Genomic DNA, 17,318 nt, shown 5'->3' on the forward strand with positions numbered 1-17,318 from the left:
ACTTATTTATTTTTAGCAGCCAGTACTGAGTCGCGTTCGAATTTTAACTGTGCGGCAAATGCCGGGTCGTCGCTAAAGGGAATACTCAATTCATCCAACCGGCTACGTAACTGCAGCAATTCTTGATCGGATTCGTCGTTAACTTGGTGGAGTCGTCGATAATAGGCTTCCGCCGCAGCCATCATATCCAAGTAACGTTTACTTTTTTGCGGCATATCGACGTGCTGTTGATCTTCGGCAATATCTTCAATGCTTTCGCTTTCAATATTGATGGGACAGGCTTTTTCCAAATCCCACAATAAACAATCATCACGTCCATACAACGACTGAATTATGAACGGTGAGTGGCTACTGGCAACGAATTGAACTTTAGGAAAAGTATTTAACAAACGTCCGACTACTTCCCGTTGCCATTTTGGATGCAAATGCAAGTCGATTTCGTCGATCAACACGATACCTTCGGTTTGTTTGATGACGTCGGCTTCCAGTTGCGGGTTCAGCGTTGCCATGCGGTAGGCGATGTCCGCGACCATGCCGATCATGTTCCGGTAGCCGTCGCTGAGCAGGTGGAAGGGGATGGGTTGAGTCATACCCTGAACTTCTGTTTCAATCAGAATTTCGTCCCAATCGAAATCCCATTTAGCACCCTTGGCTTCAGGGATCATTTCGATTATGGCATTACGAACGGCTTCCAATACATGGCGTGTTTCATTTTTTTGTAGTGCTGCCAATTCCTGAGTTTTAAACCAGCGGAATAACTGTTCAATATTGGAAGCGGGATTTAAACAGTCGCGATAGCCAACTAAACGAGAATCTGGGCTTAGCGTTTGGATTTCCGAGTCGTCTAATTCTTTCCAAAGGCGGCCAGTCCCATAGTAGGCAAGTATCGGTAGCAAGGTTTGGAGCTCAGTTACTTTTTCAGAGATTCTTGTTGCAAGTTCGGTAATAGTTCTGGAATAACGCGGTCCATAACGGTCAAATAAAACGCAAGTGAATGTTTCTTGATTAATTTCAACCTGAGGCTTTAATGATAAAAAATGGTGGCGTTCTCGGAGTGGGGTTTGCCCGAATGCTAAGAAGTCAAAGTGACAGTCATCGTCATAAAATTTACGTAAATCCTTTGAGCTGATGACTCTGGGAAAACCTTCTATAAATTCACTCAATATAATGGCTAACGCATCTAAAATGGCAGTTTTTCCTTTGCCATTGTTGCCAATTAGCAATGTAAATCGGTCTGACAGTTCAAGTTGATATTCTTTAAAGCAACGAAAATAAAGAAGCTCCAGCTTGTTAATTTTCATTGTACTTAGCCTCAATTATCCCGCCACCCAAACAAACCTCCCCCTGATAAAACACCACCGACTGCCCCGGCGTGATCGCTCGTTGCGGCTGGTCGAAGCTGACTTTGACGCGGCTGCCGCCATCAATCGGCTCGACGATGCAATCTTGGTCCGGTTGGCGGTAGCGGGTTTTGGCAGCGCAGCGGATGGTTTCGGTCAGGGGTTGGCTGGCGCACCAATCCAGTTGGCCGGCTTCCAGGGAATTGTGCAGCATCAGCGGATGGTCGTGGCCCTGGCCGACGATCAGCACGTTGTTATCCAGGTCTTTGTCCAGCACGAACCACGGCTCGTCCGGTGCGTCTTTGACGCCGCCGATACCCAGGCCCTGGCGTTGGCCCAGGGTGTAATACATCAAGCCGTGGTGTTTGCCGATATACTTGCCTTCCGGGGTGCGCATTTCGCCGGGTTGGTGGGGCAGATAGCGTTCCAGGAATTCCCTGAACTTACGTTCGCCGATGAAGCAGATCCCGGTGCTGTCTTTCTTGCGGCTGTTGGCGAAGCCGGCTTTATCGGCCAGCGCCCGAATTTCGGTTTTGCGCAAATGGCCGATCGGGAACAGCGTTTTCGACAGCGCTTTCTGGCCCATTGCGTAGAGAAAGTAGCTTTGTTCCTTGGCCGGGTCCAGGCCTTTCAAAAGTTCGAATTCGCCGTTCCGTTCCCGGACGCGGGCGTAGTGGCCGGTGGCGATGAATTCGGCGCCGAGGTCTTCGATGGCGTAGTTCAGAAACGCGTTGAATTTGACGTGTTTGTTACACAAAATGTCGGGATTGGGGGTGCGGCCGGCCTTGAATTCCGACAAAAACACTTCGAATACTTCGTCCCAGTATTCGGCGGCGAAGTTGACGGTCTTTAATTCGATACCCAATTTGTCGGCGACTTGTTGGGCGTCGGCCAAATCCTGCATCGCGGTGCAGTATTCGGTGCCGTCGTCTTCTTCCCAGTTTTTCATGAACAAACCGGTAACTTTGTGGCCTTGTTCTTGCAGCGCTAATGCGGTGACGGAAGAATCGACGCCGCCGGACATGCCGACGATGATGTGTTTGCTCATGCGTGGTCTAAAAAAGTTTGTAACAGGCTGAGCGGGTAACGCTGGCCTTTCAGGTATTCGTCGATGGTAGTCAGCACCAACGGGCTGCGCAATTGGTCGCGGCGGGCGCAAATCTCGTTGCGGCTGAGCCAATGAGTGCCGATAATGCCGTCGTCGAGCGCTTGCGCCGGATTGTGATTGTCGACGGTGCCGGCGAAGCAGAAGCGCAAAAAACTGGGCATTTCCGGGTTTCTCCGCCATAGTTGGGTTGCGATCAGGGCTTCGGGCTGAAACTCCCAGGCGGTTTCTTCCCGCACTTCCCGGATGACGGCGGCGATTAAGTCCTCGCCTTCTTCCAAATGTCCGGCCGGTTGATTGAACGCAATGCCATGTGCCGTTGTCTCTTCGACCACTAGAAAACGCCCGTTTTTTTCGATTACAGCGGCGACGGTAACGTGGGGTTTCCAGACCATATTGTCGACATAAAACGTTAAAAGGCGCGCATTTTACTAGAAATGTTTTTTATATGGGTAAAGATTGAAATTTAATGTCTAAGGCGCTATTTTTAAGAACACAGCGATTTTGCACCACAGAAGTTTATGTCCGATTTTGAACCCTTTAAAGACGTTGACGGCACCACTGCGCTGCAAGAAGCCAAGCCGCAATTGAAACGGCCACCGTTGTATAAAGTCATTTTGCTCAACGACGATTTCACACCAATGGATTTTGTCGTGGAGATCTTGACCGACTTTTTCAACATGAGCCAAGAGCGGGCTACGCAGGTGATGTTGCAAGTGCATACCCAGGGTGTTGGGGTATGCGGCACCTACACCAAGGACGTTGCCGAAACCAAAGTACACATCGTTAACGAATACTCCCGTGAACATCATCACCCGCTGATGTGCACGATGGAAGAGGCGTGAGAGGTAAGCCATGCTAAGTAAAGAACTGGAAGTGACACTGAACGCCGCTTTTACCGGGGCTCATGCCAAGCGCCACGAGTTCATCACCGTCGAGCATTTGCTGTTGGCTTTGCTGGATAACGTGACGACGATCCCGATCCTGATCGCCTGCGGCTGCAACGTCAATGCGTTGCGCGCCGAACTCACCCGCTTCATCGACGAGACCATTTCGCTGATCCCGGAAGGCATCCAGCGCGAAACCCAACCGACTTTGGGCTTTCAGCGCGTGTTGCAGCGGGCGGTATTTCACGTCCAGGCGTCCGACAAAAAAGAAGTGACTGGTGCCAACCTGTTTGTCGCGCTGTTCAGTGAGCAGGATTCGCATGCGGTTTATCTGTTGAACAAACAAGACATCACGCGGTTGGATGTGGTGAATTATCTGGCGCACGGAGTTTCCAAAATCGAACAGTTCAGAAAAGAGAGCAGCGAGGAACCGGAAGGCGAGCGCGGCAACAACGAGAATTTGACCAGCCCGCTGGAAAAATATGCCACCAACCTGAATGAAGAGGCTCTAAAAGGTAATATCGATCCGTTGATCGGCCGCGAATTGGAAGTGGAACGCACCATCCAGGTGTTGTGTCGGCGGCGTAAAAACAACCCGCTGCTGGTTGGCGAAGCCGGGGTCGGCAAAACGGCAATCGCCGAGGGTCTGGCGAAGCGGATTGTCGAAGAACAGGTACCCGATATTTTGATGAACAGCACAATTTATTCGTTAGATATGGGGGCCTTGGTTGCGGGTACCAAATACCGCGGCGATTTCGAAAAACGTTTAAAAGCCTTGATCAATCAATTGAAAAAAGAGCCGGATTCGATTCTGTTCATCGACGAAATTCATACCATCATCGGCGCCGGTTCGGCGTCCGGTGGGGTAATGGACGCGTCCAATTTGATCAAACCGGTGTTGGCCTCCGGCCAATTGCGCTGCATCGGTTCGACGACTTATCAGGAGTACCGCGGCATCTTCGAAAAAGACCACGCTTTGGCGCGGCGCTTCCAAAAAATCGACGTGGTCGAACCGTCCATCGAAGATACGGTATTGATTCTGAAAGGTTTGAAATCCCGCTTTGAGGAGCATCATGGCCTGAAATACACCCAGGAAGCTTTGCGGATGGCGGTGGAATTATCGGCGCGCTATATCACCGATCGGCATTTGCCGGACAAGGCTATTGATGTGATCGACGAAGCCGGCGCCAGACAGCGCTTGTTCACGGCCGGGGAGCGTAAAGAGACCATCGACACCGCCGAGATTGAGGAGATCGTGGCCAAGATCGCCCGGGTGCCGGCGCAATCGGTGTCGTCCAACGATATCGACAAGCTTTCCAACCTGGAAAAGAACCTGAAAATGCTGGTGTTCGGTCAGGATGAAGCGATTTCTGAACTGGCTGCCGCGATCAAATTATCGCGGGCCGGGCTGCGTGACACTACCAAAACCATCGGTTCCTTCTTGTTCGCCGGCCCGACCGGCGTCGGCAAAACCGAAGTGACCCGCCAGTTGGCCAAGGTGCTGGGCATCGAATTGATCCGCTTCGACATGTCCGAATATATGGAACGGCATACCGTCTCGCGTCTGATCGGCGCTCCTCCGGGTTACGTCGGTTTCGATCAGGGAGGTCTATTGACCGAAGCAGTGACCAAACATCCGCATGCGGTGTTATTGCTCGACGAGTTGGAGAAAGCCCATCCGGATGTGTTCAATTTGTTGCTGCAGGTCATGGACCACGGCACCTTGACCGACAACAACGGCCGCAAAGCCGATTTCAGAAACATCATTCTGATCATGACCACCAATGCCGGTGCCGAGGAAAGCAGTCGGGCCTCGATCGGTTTTACCTTGCAAAATCATGCGTCGGACAGTATGAAAGTGATCGAACGCGGCTTCTCGCCCGAATTCAGAAACCGTCTGGATGCGATTGTTCAGTTCAAGCCGCTGGATTTGGCGGTGGTTGGCAGCGTCGTCGACAAGTTTATCTTCGAGTTGGAAGCGGTATTGGCCGACAAGAATGTGACGTTGACCTTGGAGCCTGACGCACGGGCATGGCTGGCCGAGCACGGCTGCGATCCGAAAATGGGGGCAAGGCCGATGGCGCGTTTGATCCAGGAAAAAATCAAGAAGCCGTTAGCCGAAGACTTGTTGTTCGGGCGCTTGGCGAATGGCGGTCATGTAAGGATACATGTCGAGAACGATGAATTGGCATTTGCCATTGAAGGCAAACAGCTAGTCGTTTCCGAATTGAATCAAGTGATGTAGAGCGGAGAGGGAAGCGCTAGCCCGGAGCGGGTTAGCGGTTCCGGAACGTGATGCGGCCTTTGGTCAGGTCGTAAGGTGTCATTTCTACGCGAACTTTGTCTCCGGTCAGGATGCGGATGTAATGTTTGCGCATTTTGCCGGAGATATGCGCGGTCACGATGTGGCCGTTTTCCAATTCGACGCGAAACATCGTGTTCGGTAGGGTGTCGATGACCTTGCCGTCCATTTCAATTTGATCTTCTTTTGCCATAGTAAAAGCCCATAAAGTTAAAACGGCTATGTTAGCATGAATCCTCCGCCGGGCTTCTAAAAATGTCGGCAACAACCGTGCGCCGACGCCGTTAAACTTTCCGCTTCACTTCGATGATATTGGGCAAGTGACTGATCCGGGTCAACACCGCGCTCAGTTGCGCCGTATTCTCGATCTGTATCGTCATGTGCAAAATCGCCGACAAATCCTCGTGCGTTTTTAGCGACGCATTGCTGATATGAATTTTCGCGGTCGCCAAAACTTGCGATACATCGTTCAACAGGTTTTGGGCATTGAACGCATGGATCACGATCGGTACGCTATGGTGTACCGACTTTTGGCCGCTCCATTCTGCTTTGACTAACTGCAATTGCTTTTCCGCCGACAAATGGCGAATGTTCTCGCAATCCTTGCGGTGTATCGTGATACCCCGTTTATGCGAGATAAAGCCGATGATATCGTCGCCCTTCACCGGCGAGCAGCAATGCGCCAGCGTGGTGACGACATTGTCGATATCGTCGATGGTCACCACCGATTGCGCCGTGGATTGGCTTGGCACCAACTTGACCGGGGTCGGTTCCAATTCCGGAATTTTCAGCGCATTCGCCAATTGCCGATTATTGATGCCGCCGTGCCCCAAAGCTTCGTATAGATGCTCGGCGTCCGCTATTTTGAAGTATTTCAACAACTCGGCGATATCGACGTTTTTCAAACCCAGGCGTTTGCTTTCCTTGTCCAGAATTTGCTTGCCTGCAGCAATGTTTTCGGCTTGCTGCTGCTGTTTGAACCAGCTTTTGACCTTGCTGATCGCCCGCGGCGTTTTCAGATAACCCAGGTTCGGATTCAGCCAATTGTGATTCGGGTGGCCATTTTTGACGGTAATAATTTCGACTTGTTCGCCGGAGCTGAGTTTGTAAGTCAGCGGCTTGATCTGACCGTTGACCTTGGCGCCGCGGCAACTGTGGCCGATTTCGGTATGAATCGCATAGGCAAAGTCCAATGGTGTGGCGCCTTTGACCAAATCGATTAGTTTACCGGCAGGTGTCAACACGAATACCCGGTCGGAAAACAATTCGGTATGAAAATTTTCCAATAGATTGTCGCTAGTGTCCTTGTCTTCCAACAATTGGCGGAGCGAGGCGATATTTTTCTCGGTCGCAGCATTGAATTTGCTGCCTTCCTTGTAACGCCAATGCGCGGCGACACCCAGTTCGGCGAATTCGTGCATGGCTTTGGTGCGGATCTGGATTTCGATCCGGTTGCCGAGAGGGTCCAGCACGACGGTGTGTAGCGATTGATACCCGTTTTCCTTCGGATTGGCGATGTAATCGTCGAATTCGCGCGGAATATGCTGCCATTGGGCGTGCGCCAAACCCAGCACCATGTAACAGCTGGGAAGCGATTCGACCACCACTCGCACCGCCAGTAGATCGTAAAGATCGGAAAGCGCCAATTGTTTTCTGCGCATCTTGTTCCAGATGCTGTAAATATGTTTGGGCCGGCCGTAAACCTTAGCCGCCACGCCGTGTTCTGCCAGCAGCGCTTTCAGCTCTTGCAGGAACCGGTCGATACTGGCTTGGCGCTGTTCGCGGTTTTCCGCCAGCGAGGCGCTGATGAAACGGTAATTGTCCGGATCCAGATAGCGGAATGCCAAATCCTCCAATTCCCATTTGAACTGGCTGATCCCGAGCCGATTGGCTAACGGCGCATAGATATCCAGCGTTTCGCGGGCGATGAAATGACGGATTTGCTCCTGTTCCAGATGCAAGCCGCGCAAACGCTGTATTCTCAGCGCCAGTTTGATCAGCACCGCCCGCACGTCGTGGGTCATTGCCAATAGCATGCGGCGCAGGATCTCGGCCTGATTGGGTTGGTTGGCCATTTCCGGCGTGTAAATACTGACCTTGTTCAGCCAGTCGACGTCTTTAAACAAATCGGCCACCGTCGCGCCGAATCGCTCGCGCACCTGGTTTTCGTCGATCCGATCGGCGATGCGGGAATCGCTCAGCAAAGTCGCCAGAATGGTTTCCAGATCGATATGCACACCCATCAGGATGGCCGCAACATCGATCCCCTTCGGCCGCTGCGATTCGATGCGGTTGGCGCCCAATTCGTCGATCCAGGCCAGGGCTGCGTCGATTGTGGCGCGATCGGTTGCCGAGAAACTGGGAAATAGCGCGCTGGCGCGGGACTCGTGATTTGTCATGCGGATATTCTAAACGCGGTTCTGTACGGCAAAATAAAAAACACGTCGAAAAAGTTGGCAAGCAGCCCAGTGCAGAAAAAAATGTAAATTGATCTGGGCGTACTGTGGATGGGGGGCGGGGCCCGGTTAGAAGACGGTAGGAGCCGTTTTTCAGCTGAAAAACGCACTACCGTACTAGTTTCGGATTTGACCGGCAGGCATTGACTAACCATCGGCCAAGCTGGTGGTATTCAGATGGTAATGCTGTCTCGATAGCTGGCGCCAACTCGGATTGGGCTACCCCAATTGCCGGCTGGATCGCTGAGCCACAGCGGCTGTCCGGCAATTGCAGAGTAGTGTTAACCTGGATTCATCACGGCTTGGCTGCAAGCGTCTTCATCTGAACCCGAACCTGGCGAAAATCCGACTAATGGCGTTCTTTGGACGTGATCGCGCCTTTGTCGTTGACCGCTACCCGCCATTTGCCGCTAGGGGCGCTAACGATCAATTCATACTCTTCACCGACACCGTTCGGGTTTACCACCAACTCGGCTTTTTCGATGCGGGCGTCCGGAAAATTGGCTTTAACGGCATCGGTCACCATCGGCGGCACTTGCTGCGGATTTTCCAATACCAGCTCACCGGTAAACAGCGCGCCGTTGGCACGGAACAATTCGTGCAGAACTTGGCCTTCAGCATCCTTGAAACTGACTTCCAGCAACTGTTGGCCGAAGTGGGTTTCCATGGTGCCAACCATATCGGTTGCCTGCGGATGACGTTTCAAAACGCTGGTTCTGACTTTGTCCGAAACGGGGGCTTCTTCGGCGAAAGCCTGACCCAAGGCGGCGCTTAAGGCAACTGTCAGCATTACAATTGGAAATTTACGCATGTATCCTCCTGTCGAATTATTATTGTGCGGGCCAAAAACGGCCAATATTTCCGAGCGCGAAAAAGTCGCGCCTAGCTCAACATTAATGCCATGATTGACGGATAAAGTCACTAGGCGGATTCGTGAGTTTGGCTGCAAACCTCGCTGGGACGGCCCATGCACAATCTGACGAAGACGCGGGCGGCGGCGATGCCGTTGACGACAAAGGCCAGCGTAATGGGCAGGGCAAACCAGGGATGCAGCCCGGTGGCGTCGGCCAATAGCAGGTCTTCGCCCAGAAATGCCGGCGTGATCGGGAATCCTACCAAACCCAGAAAGCTCAGAAACAACAGCAGCGAGGCTCGCGGCCGGGTTTCGGCCATGGCCCGGTAGCGGAACGGCTCGTCGGCGAAGTTTTCCTGCGCCAGCATTCGGCGTAGCACGCCTATACCCAATAGCCAGGAGGGCAGCACGCCGCTCAAAAACAGCAGCACGTCCGCATAAGCCGCGGGATCCATCATCCATACCGCAATGCCGGCCAAACCGCAACTGGTTGCGATCGCGTTCCAGACTTTGAACGGACTGTGTTTTTGGCTGAACGCGCTCAGCGAGGCAACTACCATTGCCACGGAGATCGGGATCGACAAATAACCGCGATCGAACCAGGTTTCGTTTTCGCCGAGGATGATCAGACCCATCAGACCGACGCTGCTGAAATACCTGATCGCAGGCCTGACCTGGTTCATGCGGGCGCCGATTTGCTTCAGCGGGTCCCACAAGGTCGAATGTACCAAGCGTTCCAAATTACCTTCCTGCAACGCGAACACGTATAGCGTGTTTTGCAGTACTGCCGGCAAGGTATCGCGGATGGAATTGGGCAGAAACTCGCGCATCGCGCTGGGTTTGATGACGAAGTCGGTATCGACCGAGCCTTCTACCCGCAGCAAATGGGCGACGATAGACGGCGAGACCAGCAACTGGTAGCAACGCAGGAAGGCGTTGCCGAGGAAATGTACCAAGACCAGCGTCTCCAGACCCAGCGACAATTCCATAAACATGAAGCCAACCTGGGTGATCGAGGCATAAGCGATCTGGCCCTTGATATTGGACTGGGTTTTTTCCGACAGATTGGCGATGACGACGGTCAGCAAGCCGATCACCAACACCATGGTGCGCGGCAAGTAATGGTAGGTCCAGATCGGCATGGTGCGTAACAACAGAAACACGCCCAGATGGATCGATAACGCACCGTAAAAAATGGCGCTGGAAGGCGTCGGCCCCTCCATCGCCCGCGGCAACCAGAAGCAGAACGGGAATTGCGCCGATTTGCCGGAGGCGGCGATGACGATCAGCCAGGACAATATCAGCAGCGACGCATAACCGGCCGGCGGCATTGCCGCGTGCTGGAACAAATTGGCCAGTTGGCTGAAATGCTGGCTGTCGTGAAACAGCAAATGGCTCATCCAGGCCCCGAGCAGTAGGCCGACGTCGCAGAAGCGGTAGATGCTGTAGGCGCGCAAGGCGTTGCGAATCGGCTGCGGCCGGTGCCGGTAAAAGGCGATCAACAAAAACGACGAGACGCCCACTATTTCCCAGCCGGCGAATAGCATATCGATCGAACCGGACAGAATCACCAGATTCAAACCGAACGCAAAGCCGAAGATCGTCAGGAAGAAACGCCGGTAGCCGGCCTCGCGGTGCAGATAGACCCGGCAATAACGCACGATAATCGAGAAAATCACCCAGGCGCAGAATAAATAGACCGCGCTGATCCGGTCCAAATAAAACAGAATTGGAAAGCGGTATTCGCCTTGTGCGTAAAGATCGAACCAAGCGAATTCGTGAGCCGGAAAACCGGCAACAGCCCAGATCGCCAACAAGCCCAATACGCTGGCGCCTTTCAATCGGCTGATCCATAGACTAATGTGCGATATGCGCTGCTCGCTGCTGCCGAACAGCAGTATCGATAACATGCCGAGCAGCGGAAATGCCAAACAGGCCAACATCAAGCCGTTCATGCCTGTCTCCCTGATAACTGATGTACCGGTATCGTTGCGGTCTTGCCGAGGATGATTTTTTCCGAGTGGGGTGCGGCCGGGGTCTGCACGGTATCCGGCAGTTCGATGTTTTCCCAGCCGTGTTTGGCGTAAAGCTGCAAGTCGTGGCTGCCGGGATCGCAGCTGACCAATCTGATCCATTCGCCGTCCAGCCATTCCTGCAAACCGCCGATGCCGGCCAAGGCTTTATCCATAATAGCGGTGGTTTGTTCCACCACCATCAGCAGTCGGGCCGGTTCGTGGACTTCGATCATTTGCGACGGCAAACCGGTACGCAGATCGCCTTCGACGCCGTTGGCGACGCCCAGCAAGCCGATCACGTTGTGCGGTAGTTTGGTGCCGGCGCCGTAAACCGAGTTGTCGATCCGAGAGAACAAATATTCCAGGTTGATACCGCCGCAGACCGGAATGATCGCAGACAGAATCTTGGCCATGATCTCGCCGTTGGCGTCGCTGGCCGGATCGTAGGAATGCAGAAACGAGCGCCGGTCCAGAAATAATTGCCGGCTCAATTCGCGGCGGCCGACCAGGCAATACAAGTTGTTGGAATGGTTGTATTCCGGGCGCGGTTCGAAAATCGACGAGGCGCGGGCGACGACGTGTTGATGCGCTGCTTTATTGGAATGCGATTGCGGGCCCAATTCGAACCAGCGGCAACGTTCGCGCGCGTTGCGTAACAGGGCGTGGTGCATGTCGTGCTTGAAGGCGTGCAGCACTTTATGGTCGCGGTGCAAATAGGAATTCGGATCGAAATAAGTGATTTCGTCGCGGCTGGTGTTATGCAGCGCCGGTACGAAATAAGTGGCGGCCGGAATGTCGATACCGCGTTCACCCAGGATTTCCCGTACCGCGTCCTGATTCGCCATCCAGGCGAAGGCGCGGGCATTCGGCGCGCCGGGTTTGCCGGCGCAGGCGCCGCAGTCGTAGGCGGCAAAATGCGGATTGTTCACGCTGCTGGAGCCGTGGGCGACAATGACTACCAAAGGTGCGAAATCCTGGGTCAAGCCGATATTGCGCAACAAGCCGCCGACGCGGTCGGCCATTTCCGGAAAGGAAAAGCCCAGTAAATAGCCTTCCGGCGTGGGTTCGTCGGTTTCGCGCAGCAGGTGCAAGTGGCTGTGAGCCTTGACCTCGCTGAGCTGTTCGATATTAAGCAGGCCGGCGCCGGGGCGGAATACGTTCCAGGCCAGGCGCGCCGCGTAACCCAAGCCCAAAGTTTGGGTAAACAGCCAACCGCGCAGCATCGAATGCGCCGTGAAGTGCAGGCTGGACAACTTACCGGTTTTTTGTTTTGTTTCGGCTTGGTCTTCCGCCGCTTCGACGATCAAATGTTTAGGCTCAATCGCGGTCGGGCATTGCGCCACCGGATAGACGTCGTCCAGGCCCTGGTACAGGAAATCGATGCCGAAGAAACCGGCGGCGCCGAAGGTTTGGATTGCCGGATTGATTTCTTCCAAATGCCGGCGTAACGAGCATTCCCGGTCGTCGATGCAAAACAGTGCCTGCGCTTGCACCGCCGGCTTGGCGGTTGGCGACCGGCCCGGAACCGGCTGGTTTTTCAAAGCCTGCAACAATTCGCTATGCAGGGACCATTCCATGGCTTCGTGCCAGACTTTCAGCCTTAACGGAACCTGAGTTTGCATCGCGCCGCCGTTGAAGCGCGGCACCGAATCCAGCTGTTTCAAGGCGGCAATATTGCCGAAATTGGCACCGCGTTTTTTCTGCAGCAAGGCTAGTTCACAGGCCAGTTCGAATGCGATCAATTGCTGCAACGAAATATCGCGGCGGGCCAGCAAGGTTTGCGGATTCAGTTCGATCAGTCTGACCATGCCGGACCAGCCCGGATGGCCGAGCAGCATTTCCAGAATGTACTGTTCGTACCAGGTTTCGAGGCCGACCATGCGTTGCAAACAATGCAGAATGACTTGATCCGGGCCGAGGTTGAGCAGGTCGCGTACGCTTTTTTCTTGAAACGGATATAGCGGTATGAGGCTGTTTTGGGTTAAGCGCAACACGCAATCCCAAAAACTCTCGTTTGCCTTCGGTAAGCTCCAGCGGCTGATACCCTGATCCAGAAAGTTGGCCAGTAGACGGAATAACACCGGATGCGCCAGCGCATTCAAATCCACTTCCAATTCGTTTAGCCAACGGGTACGTATGCCGTGATTGGCTAGGGAAGTCGGCGGGTAATGGCTTTGCTTGTCTGTGCTGAACAGGCTGTCGCGCAGCGCTTGGCGCTGGTTGCCATTCAAGTCGGCACGTTGTAAAGCCCAGTCGATGGCGTGGTCGCTGATCCGGCCCTCGCGGTAGCGGTTTTGGTAATCGGATAGCGGCAAATAGCTGCGCGCGCCGAATATTTTTGCCGCCAGCGCGACGCCTTCGTGAAACGGCAAGTGCTGTACCGCATGTAAGGTATTGTGGTGGATGAAGTCTTTTAGCGGGCCTTGCGTCGGCAACCAGTGCGAGACGTTGTCGATGGCGCGATTCAGGTCGAAACCGCTATCTCGGCGGTCGGAGTGGCTGTCATTCGGTTCAGCCGAATGATAAGTATGGCTAACCAGTTCCATGTACTAAACCTCGTTGGTCAAAAGAGCTCTCTTCGAATACCGGATGCTTTGCGGGCGTTGGCGGCGTCCAAAGAAACGTTGAAACCGGACGGATTGAAAGGCGTCGCGAGCCTTAAGTGTTCAAGTTACAGGCCTTAGGGCTGTAACCCACGTAATCCGGGCGGAGAAATTCAACACATTTACAGCATAAGTCGTGCCGTTTTTTAACTAATTGTTTTTATAGGTATTTGTTTTTGTTGTGCTTGGCTGATGGTGCGGAATTTGGTGGGGGGTGGTTGATTTAAACCGTTTGCCGGGGAGTGGTGGTTAGCGTTCGCTTGATTTCGGTTTGGTTGAATTGGACGCTATGCTATATAGCGGTGGCGAAACGCTATTACTGAAACCCTTGTTGGAGGATTGCGCTTGTTAAATTTTTCATCGGCGTCCCGACGCAGCTTCTGCCAGCGTTTTGCGGTAGTGGCGTGGCTGGCGTGCGTTAGCGAGACGGCTGCGCACGCCGCTGGCGGCGACCGGGTTTCGTTGATGGAGTTGCTGGACCGGCAAGGCTGGCACGATACTCGGGATGAGTATTGGAACGCTTATGGGCAAGCCACTTATATTTCCAGTTGGAAGCCGGCATTTCCGGCGGCTTACACCAACTTGAACGGTACGCCGCATTCGCTGTCTCCGCAGGCCGAGCGTAGTTTTACCGGTACGGTAACGGCCTATTTTGGTTTGAAGGCCTGGCGCGGCGGCGAAGTCTATTTGGCGCCGGAAATGATCTCGGAATTGCCGCTATCCGATCTGAAGGGCTTGGGCGGCGCGATTCAAAACTTTGAGTTGCAGAAGACAGGTTCGGTCAGCGCTACCTGGTACAAGTCGCGGTTTTATCTGAAGCAAACCTTCAATTTCGGAGGTTCCGAACAAGCCGTCGAGTCGGGACCGTTGCAATTGGCGGGCAATTTAGACAGCCACCGATTGGTGGTGACGCTCGGCAATCTGAGCGTCTTGGATATTTTCGATAAAAACGCATACGCCGCCGACTTGCGTCAACAGTTTCTGAATATGGCGTTTTTAACTCATGCGGCTTACGATTTTGCCGCCGATGCGCGCGGTTACTCGGTCGGTGCGGCGCTGGAGTATTACTACGCCGATTGGGCCGTGCGTTTGGGGCGGTTTGCGACGCCGCAAAATCCCAACGACTTGCCTTTGGATTTTCGGGTCTTCAAGTATTACGGCGATCAATTCGAGTTGGAACATCGGCATCAAATCGGCGCGCGGCCCGGTGCGGCTAAATTGTTGATGTACCGCAATTACGAGAACATGGGACGTTGGGACGATGCGGTCGCCGCCTATCAAGCCAATCCGGCGCAAAACGCTTCTGCATGTTCCGGCTACCATTACGACTCGGCTAACGGCGCCGCACCGGATCTGTGCTGGGTGCGCCGAGGAAATGCCAAAATGGGGGTAGGCCTCAATCTGGAGCAGCAGCTTGCCGAAGGTGTCGGCGTTTTCTTCCGCGGTATGTATAGCGACGGCAGGACCGAGGTGTATTCCTATACTTCGTCGGACCGTTCGCTATCGTTCGGCAGCGTCGTCAACGGTGGCTTCTGGACCCGGCAGTACGACGCGTTGGGTATGGGCTATGCCGCCAGTTGGTTGTCTTCCGCACACGTCAATTACCTGAACCGCGGCGGTGTGGACGGCTTTATCGGCGATGGCAGTATCCGCTATCGGCCCGAACAGGTATTCGATATCTACTACAAAGCCAACCTAGTGCCATCGGTTTGGTTGACCTTGGATTACCAGCGGATTTTCAATCCTGCCTATAACGCCGACCGCGGCCCGGTGGACATCTACGGTATTCGGGCGCATTTCGAATTTTGAATTCCGCCTATCCTTAAGTTGGCCATGGGCGAAAAGGTGGATTTCAACCAAAATACAGGTTTTTATAAACCATAGGTCTTTGGCGCTGAAGCCTGACGCGGCGCCGACTGGAACGATTTAGCTTTGAAATGCCGGCTTTGCCGGCGTTTTATAAAATTGGCATATTTCTCGCTTTACAATGGTTTTAATTTGTAAACGAGCGCTATTTATGTCCCAAGGATCTCAGCTAGTGTTGCCGAAAACCGGTATTCCCGGCCTGTTCGAAAACTGGCGCGGCGATTTGCTCTCCGGTTTTCTGGTGTTTTTGATTGCATTGCCGCTATGTCTCGGTATCGCGATGGCATCCGGCTTTCCGCCGATGTCGGGCATCATCACCGCCATCATCGGCGGCGTGGTCGTCTCCCGCATCAGCGGCTCGTATGTGACGATCAACGGCCCGGCGGCCGGTCTGATTGTGGTCATCGTCGATGCGGTGCAGTCGCTGGGCCATGGCGATGCGATGGCCGGTTATCGCTATACCTTGGCGGCTATCGTCGTTGCCAGTGTGTTGCAGATATTGCTCGGCGTGTTTAAAGCCGGCAAGCTGAGTGCCTTTTTTCCCAGTTCGGTGGTGCACGGTATGTTGGCGGCGATCGGCATCATCATCATGGCCAAGCAGGTTCATACCCTGCTAGGGGTAAAACCCGAAGCCAAAACCCTGCTCGGCACCATTGCCGAGATTCCGCATTCGATCATCGAAATGAATCCGGAAGTGTCATTGATCGGTTTGTGCGGATTGGCTTTGCTGATTGTTTGGTCCCTGATCAAGCAACCGACCCTGAAAATGATCCCGGCGCCGTTGCTGGTGGTCATGCTCGGCTTGGCTTTGGGCCAATACTTCGATCTCGACCATATCCACCAATACCTGTTTTTACCAGAAGCCGAAATTTTGCCGTACCACCAATACACCGTGGGGCCTACCTTCCTGGTGGCGGTGCCGGAGAATTTTATGTCCGGCTTTTACTTTCCGGATTTTTCCAAAATCGCCACCGCCGAATTTTGGGTGGCAGTCGTGACGATTTGGTTGGTCGGCAGCCTGGAAAGTCTATTGAGCGCGTCGGCGGTGGACAAACTCGATCCCTACAAGCGCAACTCCAATTTGAATCGGGACCTGGCTGCGGTCGGCGTCGGCAACTTGGTCGCCGGTATGGTCGGCGGTCTGCCGATGATTGCCGAGATCGTCCGTAGCTCGGCCAATATCAACAACGGCGCCAAAACCGGCTGGGCGAATTTCTTCCACGGTTTGCTGTTATTAATTTTCGTAGCGCTGTTTCCGCGCCTGATTCACGAAATTCCGCTGTCTTCGTTGGCGGCATTGCTGGTCTTCACCGGCTTCAGGCTGGCCTCGCCGAAGGAGTTCGCCAAAACCTTGTCGGTCGGTTTGGATAATTTCGTCGTGTTCGTGATCACCATTATCGGTGTCATCGCCACCGATTTGCTGGTCGGCGTCGCGATCGGCATCGTCGCCGAGTTGCTGATCCACATGACCCGCGGCTTAAAACCGGGCAACGTGTTTTCGCTGGCCTACCACGTCAAGAAGACCGATCCGCGCACCTACCATATTGCCGTCAGCGGTGCGGCGGTGTTCTCCAACTTCATCAGCTTGAAAAGTTTGTTGGCGGATTTTCCGCAAGGCGAGAACGTGTTCTTCGACCTGACCGACGTCGAGTTGATCGATCACACCGTGATGGAGTTTATCCACCACTATGCGGAAGAGTATCGCCACGCCGGGGGCAAATGCGAAATCGTCGGCCTCGACGAACATCACAGCTACTCCGACCACCATCTGGCTGCGCGCCGCAAGCTCAGCGTTTGACGAGCTAACAGGCCGGCGCCGTCCGTGTTTCGGGCGGTGCCGGAGCATCATCGGCCCACCGGGCCAAACCTCAATCACCGCAGACAATACTCC

The 17,318-nt window shown here is 53.9% G+C and carries 12 protein-coding genes; 4 read left to right on the top strand and 8 right to left on the bottom strand.

Annotation, left to right across the window (positions count from 1 at the left end; translation table 11 throughout):
• Nucleotides 1-2: 2 nt before the first annotated feature.
• From C2U68_RS15195 to C2U68_RS15205, 3 genes are read right to left on the bottom strand one after another with little or no spacing between them, the layout of a single operon-like run.
• The gene (locus tag C2U68_RS15195) at nt 3-1,301 is read right to left on the bottom strand and encodes an AAA family ATPase (RefSeq protein ID WP_140913320.1); all 1,299 of its coding nucleotides are present in this window, start codon (nt 1,299-1,301) and stop codon (nt 3-5) included.
• Nucleotides 1,291-2,388, bottom strand: coding sequence for a tRNA 2-thiouridine(34) synthase MnmA (gene mnmA, locus C2U68_RS15200; protein WP_140913321.1), 1,098 nt, complete (start codon nt 2,386-2,388; stop codon nt 1,291-1,293). The genes C2U68_RS15195 and mnmA overlap by 11 nt, the downstream gene beginning before the upstream one ends.
• Nucleotides 2,385-2,840 carry an NUDIX hydrolase gene (locus C2U68_RS15205; RefSeq protein WP_140913322.1) on the bottom strand — a complete coding sequence of 152 codons (456 nt, stop codon included), beginning with the start codon at nt 2,838-2,840 and terminating at the stop codon, nt 2,385-2,387. Before C2U68_RS15205 ends, mnmA begins: the two co-directional genes overlap by 4 nt.
• 126 nt (nt 2,841-2,966) lie before the next feature.
• On the opposite strand from C2U68_RS15205, the gene clpS reads away from it, so the two are divergent.
• Nucleotides 2,967-3,290 (top strand): ATP-dependent Clp protease adapter ClpS, encoded by a 324-nt coding sequence (clpS, locus tag C2U68_RS15210; RefSeq protein ID WP_054761148.1) that lies wholly within the window; start codon nt 2,967-2,969, stop codon nt 3,288-3,290.
• A gap of 10 nt (nt 3,291-3,300) precedes the next feature.
• Entirely contained in the window at nt 3,301-5,577 is a 2,277-nt protein-coding gene (gene clpA, locus C2U68_RS15215; protein ID WP_140913323.1) for an ATP-dependent Clp protease ATP-binding subunit ClpA, read from the top strand.
• A gap of 31 nt (nt 5,578-5,608) precedes the next feature.
• On the opposite strand, the gene infA is transcribed toward clpA, so the two are convergent.
• The 5 genes from infA to C2U68_RS15240 form a co-directional block, all read right to left on the bottom strand.
• Entirely contained in the window at nt 5,609-5,827 is a 219-nt protein-coding gene (gene infA / locus C2U68_RS15220) for a translation initiation factor IF-1 (RefSeq protein WP_013819653.1), read from the bottom strand.
• Between the two features lie 91 nt (nt 5,828-5,918).
• Nucleotides 5,919-8,033: a RelA/SpoT family protein gene (locus tag C2U68_RS15225; RefSeq protein WP_140913324.1), complete on the bottom strand. Its 2,115-nt coding sequence runs from the start codon at nt 8,031-8,033 to the stop codon at nt 5,919-5,921.
• Between the two features lie 406 nt (nt 8,034-8,439).
• A complete protein-coding gene (locus tag C2U68_RS15230; RefSeq protein WP_140913325.1) occupies nt 8,440-8,901 on the bottom strand; it encodes a hypothetical protein in 462 nt (153 codons plus the stop codon).
• A gap of 110 nt (nt 8,902-9,011) precedes the next feature.
• Nucleotides 9,012-10,898 (bottom strand): proton-conducting transporter membrane subunit, encoded by a 1,887-nt coding sequence (locus C2U68_RS15235; protein WP_140913326.1) that lies wholly within the window; start codon nt 10,896-10,898, stop codon nt 9,012-9,014.
• A complete protein-coding gene (locus tag C2U68_RS15240; RefSeq protein ID WP_140913327.1) occupies nt 10,895-13,504 on the bottom strand; it encodes a YbcC family protein in 2,610 nt (869 codons plus the stop codon). The genes C2U68_RS15235 and C2U68_RS15240 overlap by 4 nt, the downstream gene beginning before the upstream one ends.
• 402 nt (nt 13,505-13,906) lie before the next feature.
• Here C2U68_RS15240 and C2U68_RS15245 point away from each other — a divergent pair, with 402 nt between their 5' ends.
• Nucleotides 13,907-15,370, top strand: a complete 1,464-nt coding sequence (locus tag C2U68_RS15245) for a carbohydrate porin (protein ID WP_260839368.1) — start codon at nt 13,907-13,909, stop codon at nt 15,368-15,370.
• 208 nt (nt 15,371-15,578) lie between these two features.
• A complete protein-coding gene (locus C2U68_RS15250) occupies nt 15,579-17,225 on the top strand; it encodes a SulP family inorganic anion transporter (protein WP_140913328.1) in 1,647 nt (548 codons plus the stop codon).
• Nucleotides 17,226-17,318 lie beyond the last annotated feature (93 nt).

The organism is Methylomonas koyamae, assembly GCF_006483455.1.
GTDB lineage: Bacteria > Pseudomonadota > Gammaproteobacteria > Methylococcales > Methylomonadaceae > Methylomonas > Methylomonas koyamae_B.

Excerpts from the sequence above, each read along its gene's own strand:
- clpS (WP_054761148.1), top strand. The coding sequence starts at position 2,967 with ATGTCCGATTTTGAACCCTTTAAAGACGTTGACGGCACCACTGCGCTG.
- C2U68_RS15230 (WP_140913325.1), bottom strand. The coding sequence starts at position 8,901 with ATGCGTAAATTTCCAATTGTAATGCTGACAGTTGCCTTAAGCGCCGCC.
- clpA (WP_140913323.1), top strand. The coding sequence starts at position 3,301 with ATGCTAAGTAAAGAACTGGAAGTGACACTGAACGCCGCTTTTACCGGG.
- C2U68_RS15195 (WP_140913320.1), bottom strand. The coding sequence starts at position 1,301 with ATGAAAATTAACAAGCTGGAGCTTCTTTATTTTCGTTGCTTTAAAGAA.
- infA (WP_013819653.1), bottom strand. The coding sequence starts at position 5,827 with ATGGCAAAAGAAGATCAAATTGAAATGGACGGCAAGGTCATCGACACC.
- C2U68_RS15205 (WP_140913322.1), bottom strand. The coding sequence starts at position 2,840 with ATGGTCTGGAAACCCCACGTTACCGTCGCCGCTGTAATCGAAAAAAAC.
- C2U68_RS15225 (WP_140913324.1), bottom strand. The coding sequence starts at position 8,033 with ATGACAAATCACGAGTCCCGCGCCAGCGCGCTATTTCCCAGTTTCTCG.
- C2U68_RS15240 (WP_140913327.1), bottom strand. The coding sequence starts at position 13,504 with ATGGAACTGGTTAGCCATACTTATCATTCGGCTGAACCGAATGACAGC.
- mnmA (WP_140913321.1), bottom strand. The coding sequence starts at position 2,388 with ATGAGCAAACACATCATCGTCGGCATGTCCGGCGGCGTCGATTCTTCC.
- C2U68_RS15235 (WP_140913326.1), bottom strand. The coding sequence starts at position 10,898 with ATGAACGGCTTGATGTTGGCCTGTTTGGCATTTCCGCTGCTCGGCATG.
- C2U68_RS15250 (WP_140913328.1), top strand. The coding sequence starts at position 15,579 with ATGTCCCAAGGATCTCAGCTAGTGTTGCCGAAAACCGGTATTCCCGGC.